Here is a 15,277-nt window from a genome sequence, read left to right as displayed (position 1 = left end):
TTTTTTTGTTAAACAATTCATCAAGGAAAACAAAAACTGCGTTCCAGCTCAGGCGAAACGCAGTTTTTTTAAAAGTAAATGGACTGAAATAAGAGTGAGGGCAAATTAAAAGAAAGCTGAATTAGCTTTCCAGACTTTCGCTTTTATATTTTTCTTCTAGCACATTATTGAAAATACTTTCAATCATCCAGACTCGGTACAAACTATTAAATACATAGCGTTGTCCGTCTATACGCAGTTCCAGTACTGGAAAATCTGGTTGATGTTTATCCTGACATAAACGATCATTTTGCGCCAATAACGTTGTAATTTCTTCTTGATTAATGGACTCGATACCGAGTTGCTGCTGCAATGCCTGAAAATGAGGTTTATAAGATGGATCCTTGCCTTTGGTCCAGACAGCTTGCAAAATGTCATAGATAGCATCGACTCGTTGTTCCTCAGACGCACTATAATACAAACGAGCCATTTCCAGTGTGGCTTCCTGAGTGGGACGACAAAAGGGAGTAAATGCGACATCTGTACGTTTAGATAATCGTGTTGCCAAACTCCAGTCAAATAAATCACGCCGCTGATAACTCAGCGGATAGACATTGAGCTGAATATTATAATAATTGGCCAATTCTTCCCGAATATAAGCCAATAATAACCAGCTAATCGGGTCTTCCAGTGCAATAAATAAATCTAGTTCAGGATGCATGGCCTGAATATCTGCCAACTCTTCAGCATCACTGAGTAAATGTTCACGCCATTCAATGTGATTAATTAAGAAAATCGGATTACCCGTTAATAATTTTTGTTGTTTTAAACGGCGGGTCAAACGAAGCAAATCATCAACCGCATGATATTTACGTCCACCAAACTCAAAGAAACTAGCAGGAACAGGAACATTATTAAAGATACGTTCTGGAAAATTCTGGGGACTTTGCTGCTGGCTAGCCATCGTATACAAAGTGCGTAATTTGCCATATTGCTGTTGCCACAGCATATGAAAGACATCTTCAAGCAAATACAGGAAATTTTTCCCTTGTAAGGGTGTGTTTTTAAGGATGACTTCGGCTTGATGGAGTGCTTCTGTGGTCGGGGATTCAGGGGTTTCATCAAAACTAAAACGATGTTGTCTGGCTAAAATCTGGGCGTCATTTAAACAATAATTTTGCCATTCCAGTTCTGTCATACCATTGGGAGGTTCTGCGGACTGATGTGAAATAATGACTTTGAGCGGTTTTAACTCGTCACTGAGGATTTCATCCAATTGTGTCAGTTGCTGTACAGCCAAATAGCTATAAACATCATCCAGTCTCAGATAAATACTTAATCCCTGCTCCGTTGATAACACCGCCTGACGAGAGGGCTTTTGGTAAAACCAACTCGATCGAATAGGATCAAACCAACGGCGTAACAGTGACATGAAGCAAGCCTCTAATAAATTTTTATCGGACAATGGGTTAAACAGAATAAAAAAGCATAACGCATTATACTTTAACATTGAAATGACCATTTTCCATAAAAAAACACCCACAAAAGTGAGTGTTTTATAGACTCAGATCAAACGATTAGACTTCGCGTACCGCGCCTCGGGCAGCACTCGTGGTATGCATGGCATAAGCTTTTAAAGCTTTTGAAACTTTACGCTTGCGCTCTTCCACTGGATGCCAGCCTTTTTCTTCCTGTACCGTACGACGATGTGCCAATGTCGCATCATCAACATTTAAGTGGATAGTACGGTTTGGAATATCAATTTCAATGGTATCGCCATCATGAACCAGTCCAATCGCCCCCCCTTCCGCGGCTTCGGGAGATACGTGACCAATTGAAAGACCAGATGAACCGCCTGAGAAACGACCATCGGTAATCAAAGCACAGTCTTTACCCAAACCTTTAGACTTCAGATAACTGGTCGGGTAAAGCATTTCTTGCATACCCGGGCCGCCACGTGGGCCTTCATAACGAATGACCACGACATCACCCGCTTTAATATCTCCACCCAAAATCGCGTCTACGGCTGAATCCTGACTTTCAAAAACTCGTGCTGTTCCCGTAAATTTTAAAATTGATTCATCTACACCTGCGGTTTTGACAATGCAACCATCCAGCGCAATGTTACCGTAAAGAACAGCCAGACCACCGTCTTGAGAGAATGCATGTTCAGCATTACGAATCACCCCCTTTTCACGATCACCATCCAGAGTTGAATAATAGCGATTTTGTGAAAATGCCACCTGAGTCGGTACGCCACCCGGTGAAGAGCGATAAAACTCATAGACCTCTGGTGCCTCAGTGCGAATAATATCCCATTTATCTAAAGCGTCTTTTAAGGTTTTTTCATGCACTGTAGGAATAGAGGTTTCCAATAATCCCGCACGATCCAGCTCACCTAAAATTGCCATGATCCCACCAGCACGATGAACATCTTCCATATGCACATCTTGTTTAGCAGGGGCAACTTTAGACAACACAGGCACTTTACGTGACAGATTATCAATGTCATCCATTGTGAAATCTACTTCAGCTTCATGTGCCGCTGCCAATAAATGCAATACAGTATTGGTTGAACCACCCATTGCAATATCAAGCGTCATGGCATTTTCAAAAGCTTTTTTAGTGGCAATCGAACGGGGCAAAATGCTGTAGTCATCCTGCTCATAATGACGTTTCGCCAATTCAACAATCAACTGTCCTGCACGTTCAAATAATTTTTTACGATTGGCGTGTGTTGCCACAATCGAACCATTACCTGGTAGAGATAACCCCAACGCTTCAGTTAAACAGTTCATCGAGTTTGCTGTGAACATGCCTGAACATGAACCACAAGTGGGACAAGCAGAACGTTCAAAAGCCTGAACTTCTTCATCGGTGTAGCTGTCATCGGCAGCCACTACCATGGCATCGACCAGATCGATGGCCTTTTCATTACCACGAATTTTTACTTTACCTGCTTCCATCGGCCCACCAGACACGAAGACGACTGGAATATTCAGGCGCATAGATGCCATCAACATACCCGGGGTGATTTTGTCACAGTTTGAGATACAAACCATGGCATCGGCACAGTGTGCATTGACCATATATTCGACAGAATCGGCAATCAAATCACGCGAAGGCAATGAATACAGCATTCCATCATGCCCCATCGCGATACCGTCATCGACTGCAATGGTATTAAATTCTTTTGCTACACCACCTGCTGCCTGAATCTGTTCAGCCACCAGTTGACCCAGATCTTTCAGGTGCACGTGACCTGGAACAAATTGAGTGAACGAGTTGACCACCGCAATAATCGGCTTACCAAAGTCTTCATCTTTCATTCCTGTTGCGCGCCATAAGCCACGCGCACCAGCCATATTTCTTCCGTGCGTAGATGTTTTTGAACGATAATCAGGCATTTGCGTTTCCAACAAGTTGTGCTTGAGACAAATCTAAATGGGTCTCTGGCTAAATTAGGCTATTTCAGCAGATTCTTACATCATACTATAGCTTAGTGTTTAAGCGATGAGCAAAAATGACTTTCATTTTAAGCTGCATTCAAGATGCAAGCTCATCACAAAACCATAAAATTTGGAGAATAGAAGATCCAATATAAACTGATCTGTTTAAAATTGAATACAAAACTTTCATGAATAATTTTTTAATTTTGCATTACCTTTAGTTATCAATAAATATAATCTGCCTCAAATATATTTAATCTGCTCATTAAGCCATTGTAATTATAGAAATAACCATGTGATTTTAGGCTTAAACGCTGTTTTGCCTTATAATAGCGACAAGTTTTTATGGAAGTGAATGTGTGAAAGTTATTTTTGCAGGAACACCTGAATTTGCCTCTACGGCTTTGGCTGCCTTACTTCAAACAGAACATGAGATTGTTGCTGTTTATACCCAGCCAGATCGTAAAGCAGGTCGTGGCCAAAAACTCACACCTTCTCCAGTTAAACAACTGGCGCTTGAACATCATTTACCTGTCTATCAGCCCCTACATTTTAAGGCCTCTACAGAAGAAGGATTGGCTGCTCAGCAACAACTGGCTGAATTAGGTGCAGATGTCATGGCGGTTGCGGCTTATGGCTTGATTTTGCCACAAGCGGTTCTGGATACGCCTAAATATGGTTGTCTAAATATTCACGGTTCGCTATTACCACGTTGGCGTGGTGCTGCTCCTATTCAACGTGCGATTGCCGCAGGAGATCCGCAAACTGGTGTGACTATTATGCAAATGGCAGCAGGTTTAGACACTGGCGATATGCTTTATAAAACCTTTTACAATATTCAAACCACTGACACTTCTGCTAGTGTGTATGAAAAATTGGCAACTCAGGGTGCAGAAGCAATTTGTAAAGTGTTGGAGTCAGAACAAAGCCTACAAAGCTACATACATACACGTCAGGTTCAGGATGAAAGCCAGACGATTTATGCACAAAAGCTAACAAAAAACGAAGCACAAATTGACTGGTCACTAGATGCCATCCAAATTGACCGTAATATTCGTGCCTTCAATCCGTGGCCTGTAGCATTTATTGCTTTGGATGAGAGTAATAATTTACGTGTATGGAACTCTAGCCTTTCCCCGCTAAACAACGATCATGCTCAAATTGGTGAAATTCTTGCCATTGATAAATTTGGTGTTCATGTGGCGTGTCATACAGGCACAGTATGCTTGAGTTCTTTGCAATGGCCGGGTGGCAAAGCTTTAAACCCTATACAAATTTTACAAACTCAAAAACTTAATGTTGGACAAGTATTGGCATGAAACAGTTTCCACGTCCAAGTACCGAACTTAATTTACGGGCCCAAGTCGTTTCGACACTCTTACAGGTACAGCAAGGTCAATCCTTAGCAGGTTTATTGCATCATCAACTTAATGAAATTCCAGAACGTGATCGTGCTTTATTTCATGAGCTGGTGTTGGGAACACTTCGCCAGTGGTATGCCCTTAAAGCGATTACATTGCCCTTATTGGCAAAGCCACTTCATAATGAAACAGTGGAGACCTGTCTATACGTTGGGCTATACCAAGTATTGTGTACTCGTATCCCTGCACATGCCGCTATTTCAGAAACGGTTACTGCCAGTAAACAATTAGGTTTTCATGCTTTAAGTGGGATTGTAAATGCGATTTTACGTCGCGCCACACGTGAAACAGAAGAGTTTCAACATCATTTACAACAAGCGCATGGCCTTCCTAGTTGGCTCTATAAACGTCTAAAAAAAGACTGGCCTTTGCAAGTCGATGATTTATGTCAGCAACTCAAGCAAACTGCGCCGCTAACTTTACGAATTAACCAGCGCTATATCGGCCGGGATGCTTATCTCACTAAACTTCAGGCACAGGATATTCAGGCGCACGCCTGCACCTTGTCAGAAGTTGGTATCGTAATGGAACAATCCGTACAAATCACAGCTTTACCAGGTTTTGAACAAGGTTGGTTTTCGGTACAGGATGAACATGCCCAGCTTTGTGCTACGCTTGTACCCGATCTAAATGAACACCTCGTATTAGATGCTTGTGCTGCACCTGGTGGTAAAACCGCGCATTTATTGGAAAAATTTAAACCCCAGTCCTTGATTGCTTTAGATCAGGATACACAGCGTTTGCTTCGCGTCAGTGAAAATTTACAGCGGTTAAAATTACCACAGAACAATGTTGAAATTATCACTGCGGATGCAACCACGTGGCAAACAAATCAGGCATTGGATTGTATTGTTCTGGACGCTCCTTGTTCAGCCACAGGTGTGATACGCCGTCATCCTGATATTCGCTTGTTGCGTCAATCTAGCGATATTGCCCAAACTGTCGCTTTACAAAAGCAAATTTTGCAAAATTTATGGAAGCAACTTAACGTGGGTGGCACACTGCTCTATGTTACCTGTTCAATTTTAAAAGTTGAGAATGAACAGCAAATGATCGATTTTCTTGCTGAACATTCAAATGCTGAAGAAATTAAAATTGAGGAAACCTGGGGAATTGAACAAATTCATGGTCGCCAGTTACTACCAGCATCTGGACAGGGCGATGGTTTTTATTATTGCCGAATTAAAAAAGTCGCTTAATGCGACTTTTTTTATACTTCATGGATCGATATAAACCTATACAAACTTAAATAACACTAGACTCAAGGCCAGCGCTGCCATACCTGAAACTAAGCCATAAACTGTTTCATGCCCACGGGCATAACGTTTGGCCGTTGGCAATAATTCGTCCAGAGATAAATACACCATCACCCCTGCAATCAAACCAAATACAATGCCATAAACCATTGGCCCCAAAAAAGGCGCCAATAGGAAGTATCCTAGAGCTGCGCCAAAAGGCTCAGCTAAACCCGATAATAAGCTTGCCACAATCGCAATCGACTTTTTCTGAGTAGCAATATAAACGGGTACAGCAATCGCAATGCCCTCAGGAATATTATGAATCGCAATGGCAACTGCCAAAGGCGCACCCAACGTTGGGCTATCTAAAGTCGCAAAAAAGGTTGCCAAACCCTCAGGGAAATTATGTGCTGTAATCGCCAATAAAGTCAGTAAAGCGGTACGACGAATTTGCGCCTGATCCAATTGTAAATTTGCGCTTTTTTCGACCATTGCATGTGGATTGGGTACAAAGCGATCGAGTAATAAAACTAAAATCACGCCTGCTAAAAAAGCAAAAGTGGCATAGCTATATGCAACATTATCCTGAAAAATTTCAGAAAAGGAATGCCATGACTTATTTAAAATCTCAGTCAGTGAAACATAGACCATGGCCCCACCAGAAAATGCAAGACCAAAAGATAGAAGACGGAAACTAGGTTGTTTAAAAAACAAGACTATCGCACCACCGACCAATGTCGCCAGACCCGCTAAAAAAGTGACTGCAAAGGCAGTCCAGACTTCTGGGCTAAACAATGACGACATTGAGATTGCTCCTAAAAAGAAAGCCATCATCATAATTGATAATGACTTTCATTTGCAATAAATCAATATAGAGGAATACTTAAAAATCAAAGTGTATGTTGATCTTTAACCTCATCAAGTACTTCGTCCAGTTCTTCAGGATGTTTGCTTAAATGCAGAATGGACAATGCCAGTCCTCCCCATAAAAACACCATCGAGATCACCATCATGACAATAGCTGAAGTATTCATTCTGGCTCTCCTAACGATCTTGCATTTTAGATAAAATCAACGCAATCACTGCACAAAAAATAATGCAGCCCCAACCAAATATCCACTGCATACTGATACTATAATCACCATAGCCTTTTAATAACAAGTGATAAACTGTCATCGATAATGTAACAAGCAAGATCATTGACGTAATCACGGTAAGGGTGAAATTCCAGCCTTTGCCCAATTGAATCGTTGAAATTGCATTAATATGGTTACGCAGTTCGAGTAAAGCCGAACGCTTAAACCATGCAACTGCAATAATCGAAACCAGTGCGCCACCAATAATGCCGATATTATTAATAAAGTGATCGACGATATCGACCAGCTTAATGGAATTCACACTTGAAAATAAAACGATTGAAACAACAGCACTTCCTCCACCTACAATCGTGACGGCTTTTTTACGACTCCATTTTAGCTTATCCTGCATGGCTGCAATGGGCACTTCCAAGATACTGACCATTGAAGAAATTCCTGCCACGAAAAGTGAAGCAAAAAATAAAATACCAAATAAATCGCCCCCAGCACCCAGACTGGAAATAATTTTAGGAAATGCAATAAAGGCCAGCCCAATACCGCCACTCACCACATCCTGTACATTGCTATGAGCAATATGCGCCATAAAACCTAATGCAGCGAAAATCCCAATACCTGCTAAAATTTCAGTCGAAGCATTGGCAAAGCCTACGATTAAACCAGAGCCAGTCAAATTAGTTTTGGGTTTTAAATATGAAGCATAAGTCACCATGATTCCAAAGCCGACAGACAGCGAGAAAAAAGTATGCCCATATGCCGCTAGCCATACTTTATAGTCCATCATCGCTGACCAATTTGGGGTGAAAAAAGCATTCAACCCATCCACCGCACCCGGTAAACGTAATGCTTGAATTACAAGAACCGTAAACAAAACAAATAATAAAGGCATAAAAATTTTATTGGAAAGCTCTACTCCTTTTTTTACCCCTCCATAAAGGATAATCAAAGTTAATGCCCAAATCCCTAAAATAGGCCAAAATAGATGCCCTACAAATCGCAAGTCAAAATTTGCTGCTTCAGTGGTTTGCAAATACGTTTTAAAGAAAAAACCTTCAGGGTCGCTTCCCCACATTTGACCGATAGAAAAATAAATATAACTGCCCGCCCATGTGAGCACACTGGCATAATACAATCCGATGATGATACAAACACAGACCTGCCACCAACCTAATGTTTCGCCCCCACGAAATAATTTACGATAGGCTTTAGGCGGGGAACTTCGGGCTTTATGTCCTACCGCATAATCTAAAAATAACAGCGGTAAACCCGCAGTAATAAGAGCCAGTAAATAAGGAATTAAAAATGCCCCCCCGCCATTTTCATAAGCGACATAGGGAAAACGCCATATATTACCTAAACCAACTGCGGAGCCGACCGCAGCAATAATAAAACCAGATCGTGAAGACCAGTTCTCACGGGTATCAGTCATAAATTATCGCCATTTGTCTTGATCTTGCTTGGATTATTTATTGAACATTGCAAGACAAGCGTCATTTCAAAATATTTTTTTATTTGAACTATATTTTGCCTTTTGAGCCTCATGATTGTCCAAATAGACAAAAAATTGTTCCGTCTTCCTTAAAGATCGTCATTTATTTTTTGTCTTTCTAATCTTTGAACAATACCCGCTTTTTAACTGATTTTCTCGTATTTTGCTGTAAATAAAACATGATTTTGAGGTTTTATCATTCATTTGTTTATTTTTTCTAAAATTTAAGTTCTATTTTCATTTTTTAAAAATTTTAATCTAACTAAACAATGCTATTTGTAAACAAAAAGGGAAAGTTACTTTTCCCCTGTTGCTTACATTTAAATTGTTATTTGTTCCACGTGGAACTTGGATTTATCGATCCTGTTGTAATGCGCGTTGTCCACTGAGCATTTTGGCAAATTGGTTGGCGATTCGTCCTGAACGATTACCTTTTTGGGTTGCATATTGAATGGCCTGCTGTTTAACGTGCTCAATTTCATCGTGCTGCCAACCATATTTGACTAACCATAGTTTAACTGTATTTAAATACTCAACTTGTGAAAATGAGTAAAAATGGATTTGTAAACCAAAACGATCTGCCAAAGATACTTTCTGCTCGACACTGTCACCCGGATGAATTTCTCCACTTTCCGAAGCAAAAAACTCCTGATTATCCCGCTGATATTCGGTCACCATATGTTTACGGTTAGATGTAGCATAAATCAAGACATTATCCGCACTGGCAGACAATGAACCATCCAGTACAGTTTTCAAACCAGAATAAGACGTATCACCTGCTTCAAAAGCCAAATCATCACAAAAAATAATAAATCGCTCTGGCCGATCTGCAATCAAATTAACAATTTTAGGTAAATCATTGAGATCTTTCTTTTCAAGCTCAATAATACGCAATCCTTTTGCATGAAACTCATTTAAGCACGCTTTGACAATGGATGATTTCCCCGTTCCACGTGCACCTGTCAACAATACATTATTGGCAAAATAGCCTTTGACAAAAGCTTCAGTGTTATCTTTAACCTTATTCACTTGCAGATCAATATTACTCAAAGCATTAAATGAACTGAGCTGTGGATGCCGAATTGGAACAAGGCAACCCTTGTAACGTAAATCCTCAGTTTTCTCCCAACGAAATGCAATAGCTTGCTCAAATAGTTGATCATCCACAATAGCTTGCGGGCCAAACTGACGAAGTGCCTGCGCAATACTTTGCAATTGATCATTGAGTTGTTTTACCGTCTGAATCAACTCGGCAGTTAACTGTTCCAAAGCCATGCTCCTATCATGATAGAACAATAGTGTAAGACTATTTAGTTTGAAAGTATTTCGATAAAATCTCAAAAATTGTCGCTAAAATATCATCTAGATATGCCATCTGATCCTAATTATTTTGAGTTTTTTGAAGTAGCGCAAAGTTCACTTTATTGCTTATCTGCGCTCTACCCTCAGCATCATTATTTTAATTGGCATCAACATGCACGGGCACAACTTCTGTATGCGGTGCAGGGTAGTATGTTAGTTGAAACGCATAGAGGAAAGTGGATTGTTCCTGCTCAGCATGGTGTTTGGCTTTCACCTCAAATGCCCCATGCTATTAGCATGCTTAATGAGGTACATATGCGTTCAATCTTTATTTCGCCTGAGCTAAATATTCAATTTGAACAAGCAATCTGTGTCATCAAAATTTCAGCTTTATTACGTGAATTAATTTTTGCCAGTAGCGAAATTCATGAACCTTATACAGCGAATACTCGTGAAGATAGAATCAATTTGTTATTGTTAGATGAACTTCAACAAATGCCAAAACTCCCTTTCTTTCTACCTTGGCCAACACAAAGTCATCTACGGCATTTATGTCAGAAAGTTCTGGACCAACCACATCATTTGCTGCGTATTGAAGATATTAGCCAGCAATTAAATATGAGTAAAATTACCTTTCAACGGCATTTTCAAAAACAAACGGGACTCAGTTTTGGGCGTTGGCGACAACAAGCAAGATTACTACTTGCTTTGGAGCGTCTCACTCAGGGTGAAAAAATCCTGAGTATCGCTCTAGATCTTGGATTTTCTAGTCAAAGTGCCTTTAGTGCGAGCTTTAAGCAATACTTTGGTATTTCACCGAGTGCCTGCTTTGCAACAAACACTCGTATTTAGAATTATAGGTAAATTAAGATTGTTTAATGACCAGTAAACGCTCTTCCTGCATATCACGAATAGCTGAATGAATTCCCTCTCTTCCCAAGCCTGAATCCTTTACACCTCCATAAGGCATATTATCAACACGGAAAGTAGGAATATCATTTATGATGACGCCACCGACATGTAAATGTTGCCATACATACATCATATTATTGAGATTTTGAGTATAAACACCGGCCTGTAAGCCGAAACGACTATGATTAATTTTGGCAACACCTTGCTCAAAAGTTTTATATTTCTCCAAAATCGCGATGGGGCCAAAGGCTTCATCTTTATAAATTTCAAGCTTTTCATCGACATTTTCAACTAAAGTTGCTTCAAACAAGACACCTTCCAGAATTCCACCGGCAAGTATTTTTGCTCCTTTTTTTTCAGCCTTATCTAGCCATTTTTTTAATCGAATTGCTTCTTTTTCCTTGATCATTGGACCCACGAGCGTCGTAGCCAAATCGGGATCGCCCGCTTTTAGTTTTTTGACTTTAGCCACCAGTTTTTTCTTTAACTCACTATAAATATCAGTATGTACTAAAATTCGCTGCACACTGATACACACTTGTCCAGCTTGACCATAAGCACCTGCAATCAGTCGCTCGATAAAAGCGTCTGTTAGTTCTGTATCAGGTTCTATCATTACGGCTGCATTGCCCCCCAGTTCTAGTGTAACTTTTTTACGACCGGCTCTGGCTTTCATATCCCATCCGACTTGATCCGAGCCTGTAAAACTCAGCATTTTAAAGCGGTCATCTGTCACCAGAATATCTGCAGCACTACGTTCACAAGGTAAAATAGACCAAGCTCCTTTTGGTAACTCTGTTTCAGCTAAAATCTCAGCAATTTTTATGGCGCTGATAGGCGTTAAACTGGCTGGTTTTAAAACAAATGGACATCCTGCTGCAATGGCAGGTGCAATTTTATGCGCAGTTAAATTGAGTGGGAAATTAAAGGGGCTGATCAGAGAAATAGCACCAATGGGCACATGACGCACCATACCTTGATACGCAGCTGCAACAGGAGTAACAGCTAAAGGCAAAACACGACCACTGTCCATTTGGGTCGTCGCATCGGCAGCCAATTGGAAGGTATTTATCAAACGTTCAACTTCCGCTGCGGCCGCACTGCGTGGTTTCCCTCCCTCAGCAATCAAGATTTCAGTGAATAGTGATTTTTCCTCAGTAAAACGTTTGACGCAATGCAACAATATTTTTTGTTTTTCATACGGCTTAAGTGCCGCCATTTCAGTTTCTGCCTTTATCGCTGCCACAGTGGCTTTTTCGATGGTTTTAGCATCTGCAAGGGCAACTTTTGCATATAATTCATGATGAAACTTATGTTGCACTTCTAACCATTGTCCTGTTTTGACGGGTTTACCTGCAACATACAGTGGATATTCAGCAGGAGTTGGCATTTTAGACGGCATAATTAATTCTTCCTTATTTAAATTTAGTCACTGTATTTCAATACTTATTCTTATATCATGCGCTGATTATGTTGATTAATCGGCTGTTATTCGGTAACAAATACCATTCAAAAAATAGTTTTAGATACTTTTCAAGGATAGTTTTTAGCAATGAAAATGCTTCGAAGTGCAATATGTGTAATGGGATTAACCCTTAGCAGTCTGGCTCAGGCTGATTTTATTGGGGTAACGGGAGATATTAATTACTGGTATGTAGCTGGTGATGTAACGAATCACTCTTCAAGTTCTTTGTCTAATGATTTTAATAGTGGCCAACTGATCTTGGACCCCTACGTCAGCAGTACAACAAAATATAAAATAGATCAAGATGGCGCTTTTCAGGCTTCTCTCGCTTTTGAGCACCCTATACCATTAATCCCTAATATTAAACTGAAATATACAAAATTGGATCTGGATGCACAGGCAAATAGTATTTTCATTGATCAGAGTAACGTAGATTTAGATCAGACAGATCTGATTTTGTATTATGAAATTCTAGATAATATTGTGAGCGCCGATGTGGGGTTGGGTGTGCTTAAGCTGGAGGGCCAAGTGAAACAATATGATGATATCCTCTATAAAACCCATAAAATTGATGGCTATAATCCACTAGTATATGCTCAAGTAGGCGCTAAACTTCCATTCACAGGTTTTCAAGCCAAAGCTGAAGCGCTGTATAGTGATTATGATGATGCCAAAATCACTGATTTTCAGGCAGAAGTTCAGTACAACATGATTCACAATTTACTGGTCGATGTAGGTGCCAAAGTAGGTTATCGTGTCTTAAATATTGATTTTGATCGGGACGATGAGACTTTAAAAATGGAATTTAAAGGCCCTTACGTTGGCTTGGAAGCACATTTTTAAACTTCTTTTTCTTAAAAATGCTCTTAAAATGTGAGAGCATTTTCTACCAAACGCACTGTTATGAAAGTTTTCTACTGCCACAATTGTCATCATCAGGTTTTTTTTAATAATACGCATTGTGAAAACTGCAATGCTCTTTTAGGTTATGAAGTCGAAAATAAAACGATGGGTACTTTTGAGCAAGTAGATGAACTTGTCTGGAAAAGTCTTCATCCTAAAGAGCAAGGCACCTTATACAAGCCTTGCTACAACTATCATCAGCATCAAGTCTGTAACTGGATGATTCCTGCGGACAGCGAACATATTTATTGTGAATCATGTCGCCTAACTCATACTATTCCTGACCTTTCATTTCCTCAAAATACCGTATATTGGCGTCGACTTGAGCAAGCTAAACGTCGCTTTCTATATTTAACCCAGCAGCTCAACATTTTTCCACGCCCTAAAAAGAATGATGATGATCGCTTTGGACTACGTTTTAATTTCTTAATGCCCCTACCTGATCAACCGATTATGACAGGACATCAATCTGGTACAATTACTCTCAATGCCAGTGAAGCAGATGTAGTTCATCGTGAAAAAACACGTCTTGATATGCAGGAAAATTATCGGACTGTATTAGGTCACTTTCGTCATGAAAGCGGTCATTATTACTTTGATATCATGACTCACCTTTATCCTGAATGGCTAGACGAATTTCGTTTGTATTTTGGTGATGAGCGTATGGATTATGCTCAAGCACTTGAGGAATATTATCAAAAAGATTCTGATGAACAATGGCAAGATTTTTATATCAGTCGATATGCTGGTGCACATCCGTGGGAAGACTGGGCTGAAACTTGGGCACATTACTTACATATGATGGATACTTTGGATACTGCTTATCATACTGGCATGAATATTGAGGCCAATCATCAGATTGATCCCGATATGCATTTTAAAGAATCTCCGATTGGTTCCCTAGATTTTGAACACACATTGACGAACTGGTTTGCATTGAGTTATGCCTTAAATGGTTTAAATCGGAGTATGGGTTTACAAGATGCCTATCCATTTACCTTATCGAATGCCGTTTTGGACAAACTCCGATTCATTCACCGTACTCTCATGAAAGTCGCTTTAAAACCAGAAATTCGCGCATCAGATGAGACTGATTCAAATATGATGTAAGCGATTACTTACAAACAACGCCGTTTTTGCGGATTGAGGAATTACTCTAATTTAACTATAGTTAAATCGTGCAGAAACAGGATGTTTCTTTTCAAACAATAAAAATCGCAGGATGTGAGTCGGTTGACAGGAATTAACCGCATTATACAAATCTGAAAAGCCCTGACAGGATGTTGGGGCTTTTTCACATAAGTAATTTAGGAATAAAGTTCTTTTCATGTAAATAAATTCTACACAGTAATGTGATTTCAACAGATCAGGTATCAAACTACAACAGGACAGACTCTTAGAATTGACTAGGCTAATTCTTATATCAAATAAATAGGATTTCAGCTGATGACAAGCAAAGCATTATTTATTACCTCTAATACTGGCGTTGAACATGATGAGCTTATTAAGCCTTTAGAATTTCTACAATCAAAAGGAATCGAAGCCATTCATGCAGCTATCGAACATGATGATGTACAAACTGTAAAAGGAGATAAAACTCAAGGCCCCACTTATTCTCCTCAAACCACTTTAGATAAAGTAGATCCTGCGGATTATGATATTTTAGTTATTCCGGGTGGCACAGTAAATGCAGACCAATTACGCATTCATGAAGATACCAAACGAATCGTGCAATATTTTACAGACCAAGCAAAGCCAATTGCAGCAATTTGCCACGCTCCTTGGGTATTGATTAATGCAGAACGAATTAAAGATAAAAATTTAACCTCATATAAAAGTATTCGTCTTGACCTTGAAAATGCTGGAGCAAATTGGGTAGATGAAACTGTACATCGTTGTAATACAGGTGGATGGGTCTTGATTACTTCACGCAGTCCAGATGATATTCCTTATTTTAATGAAGCACTTGTTGATGAGTTATCGAGTGTTTAGGCGTTAACTTATTTTTATCTTTATTTCAGCATA

13 protein-coding genes are annotated in these 15,277 nt (G+C 39.8%); 6 read left to right on the top strand and 7 right to left on the bottom strand.

The annotated features are described in order from the left end of the window. Nucleotides 1–121: 121 nt before the first annotated feature. Complete coding sequence (locus IAE20_RS00065) at nt 122–1,411, bottom strand: hypothetical protein (protein ID WP_200482797.1); 1,290 nt, start codon at nt 1,409–1,411, stop codon at nt 122–124. Nucleotides 1,412–1,556: 145 nt separating this feature from the next. Then, nucleotides 1,557–3,386 carry a dihydroxy-acid dehydratase gene (gene ilvD / locus IAE20_RS00060; RefSeq protein ID WP_200482798.1) on the bottom strand — a complete coding sequence of 610 codons (1,830 nt, stop codon included), beginning with the start codon at nt 3,384–3,386 and terminating at the stop codon, nt 1,557–1,559. A 401-nt stretch (nt 3,387–3,787) separates the two neighbouring features. Between ilvD and fmt the strand changes: the two genes are divergently transcribed. Together fmt and rsmB are read left to right on the top strand one after the other, a co-directional pair. Next, complete coding sequence (gene fmt, locus IAE20_RS00055) at nt 3,788–4,747, top strand: methionyl-tRNA formyltransferase (RefSeq protein WP_200482799.1); 960 nt, start codon at nt 3,788–3,790, stop codon at nt 4,745–4,747. Further along, nucleotides 4,744–6,048: a 16S rRNA (cytosine(967)-C(5))-methyltransferase RsmB gene (rsmB, locus tag IAE20_RS00050; RefSeq protein ID WP_200482800.1), complete on the top strand. Its 1,305-nt coding sequence runs from the start codon at nt 4,744–4,746 to the stop codon at nt 6,046–6,048. Before fmt ends, rsmB begins: the two co-directional genes overlap by 4 nt. A gap of 36 nt (nt 6,049–6,084) precedes the next feature. Here the strand turns inward: rsmB and zupT are convergent, their stop codons facing one another. From zupT to IAE20_RS00030, 4 genes are all read right to left on the bottom strand, one after another. Next, nucleotides 6,085–6,891 carry a zinc transporter ZupT gene (gene zupT / locus IAE20_RS00045; RefSeq protein WP_200482801.1) on the bottom strand — a complete coding sequence of 269 codons (807 nt, stop codon included), beginning with the start codon at nt 6,889–6,891 and terminating at the stop codon, nt 6,085–6,087. Nucleotides 6,892–6,977: 86 nt separating this feature from the next. Continuing rightward, entirely contained in the window at nt 6,978–7,121 is a 144-nt protein-coding gene (locus IAE20_RS00040; RefSeq protein ID WP_200458908.1) for a methionine/alanine import family NSS transporter small subunit, read from the bottom strand. Between the two features lie 10 nt (nt 7,122–7,131). Beyond that, nucleotides 7,132–8,610, bottom strand: coding sequence for a sodium-dependent transporter (locus IAE20_RS00035; RefSeq protein ID WP_200482802.1), 1,479 nt, complete (start codon nt 8,608–8,610; stop codon nt 7,132–7,134). A gap of 414 nt (nt 8,611–9,024) precedes the next feature. Beyond that, nucleotides 9,025–9,945, bottom strand: coding sequence for an ATP-binding protein (locus tag IAE20_RS00030; RefSeq protein ID WP_200482803.1), 921 nt, complete (start codon nt 9,943–9,945; stop codon nt 9,025–9,027). 93 nt (nt 9,946–10,038) lie between these two features. Here IAE20_RS00030 and IAE20_RS00025 point away from each other — a divergent pair, with 93 nt between their 5' ends. Next, on the top strand, nt 10,039–10,824 hold the full coding sequence (locus IAE20_RS00025; RefSeq protein WP_200482804.1) for a helix-turn-helix domain-containing protein: 786 nt from the start codon (nt 10,039–10,041) through the stop codon (nt 10,822–10,824). Nucleotides 10,825–10,837: 13 nt separating this feature from the next. On the opposite strand, the gene IAE20_RS00020 is transcribed toward IAE20_RS00025, so the two are convergent. Continuing rightward, the gene (locus tag IAE20_RS00020; RefSeq protein ID WP_200482805.1) at nt 10,838–12,286 is read right to left on the bottom strand and encodes an aldehyde dehydrogenase family protein; all 1,449 of its coding nucleotides are present in this window, start codon (nt 12,284–12,286) and stop codon (nt 10,838–10,840) included. 150 nt (nt 12,287–12,436) lie between these two features. Here IAE20_RS00020 and IAE20_RS00015 point away from each other — a divergent pair, with 150 nt between their 5' ends. The 3 genes from IAE20_RS00015 to IAE20_RS00005 all read left to right on the top strand — a co-directional run bounded on the left by IAE20_RS00015 (nt 12,437) and on the right by IAE20_RS00005 (nt 15,244). Further along, a complete protein-coding gene (locus tag IAE20_RS00015) occupies nt 12,437–13,192 on the top strand; it encodes a TIGR04219 family outer membrane beta-barrel protein (RefSeq protein ID WP_200482806.1) in 756 nt (251 codons plus the stop codon). 60 nt (nt 13,193–13,252) lie between these two features. Beyond that, complete coding sequence (locus IAE20_RS00010) at nt 13,253–14,362, top strand: putative zinc-binding metallopeptidase (protein WP_200482807.1); 1,110 nt, start codon at nt 13,253–13,255, stop codon at nt 14,360–14,362. Nucleotides 14,363–14,698: 336 nt separating this feature from the next. Next, the gene (locus tag IAE20_RS00005) at nt 14,699–15,244 is read left to right on the top strand and encodes a type 1 glutamine amidotransferase domain-containing protein (RefSeq protein ID WP_200482808.1); all 546 of its coding nucleotides are present in this window, start codon (nt 14,699–14,701) and stop codon (nt 15,242–15,244) included. Nucleotides 15,245–15,277: the final 33 nt, after the last annotated feature.

This window comes from Acinetobacter sp. S54 (assembly GCF_016624945.1).
Lineage (GTDB): Bacteria > Pseudomonadota > Gammaproteobacteria > Pseudomonadales > Moraxellaceae > Acinetobacter.
Note: the sequence above shows the minus strand (reverse complement) of the source record. Positions and strands in the feature narration are given on the sequence as shown.

Bases quoted from the DNA above. Each gene is read 5' to 3' on its own strand.
- IAE20_RS00065 (WP_200482797.1), bottom strand. From the start codon at position 1,411: ATGTCACTGTTACGCCGTTGGTTTGATCCTATTCGATCGAGTTGGTTT.
- ilvD (WP_200482798.1), bottom strand. From the start codon at position 3,386: ATGCCTGATTATCGTTCAAAAACATCTACGCACGGAAGAAATATGGCT.
- rsmB (WP_200482800.1), top strand. From the start codon at position 4,744: ATGAAACAGTTTCCACGTCCAAGTACCGAACTTAATTTACGGGCCCAA.
- zupT (WP_200482801.1), bottom strand. From the start codon at position 6,891: ATGTCGTCATTGTTTAGCCCAGAAGTCTGGACTGCCTTTGCAGTCACT.
- IAE20_RS00040 (WP_200458908.1), bottom strand. From the start codon at position 7,121: ATGAATACTTCAGCTATTGTCATGATGGTGATCTCGATGGTGTTTTTA.
- IAE20_RS00035 (WP_200482802.1), bottom strand. From the start codon at position 8,610: ATGACTGATACCCGTGAGAACTGGTCTTCACGATCTGGTTTTATTATT.
- IAE20_RS00030 (WP_200482803.1), bottom strand. From the start codon at position 9,945: ATGGCTTTGGAACAGTTAACTGCCGAGTTGATTCAGACGGTAAAACAA.
- IAE20_RS00025 (WP_200482804.1), top strand. From the start codon at position 10,039: ATGCCATCTGATCCTAATTATTTTGAGTTTTTTGAAGTAGCGCAAAGT.
- IAE20_RS00020 (WP_200482805.1), bottom strand. From the start codon at position 12,286: ATGCCGTCTAAAATGCCAACTCCTGCTGAATATCCACTGTATGTTGCA.
- IAE20_RS00015 (WP_200482806.1), top strand. From the start codon at position 12,437: ATGAAAATGCTTCGAAGTGCAATATGTGTAATGGGATTAACCCTTAGC.
- IAE20_RS00010 (WP_200482807.1), top strand. From the start codon at position 13,253: ATGAAAGTTTTCTACTGCCACAATTGTCATCATCAGGTTTTTTTTAAT.
- IAE20_RS00005 (WP_200482808.1), top strand. From the start codon at position 14,699: ATGACAAGCAAAGCATTATTTATTACCTCTAATACTGGCGTTGAACAT.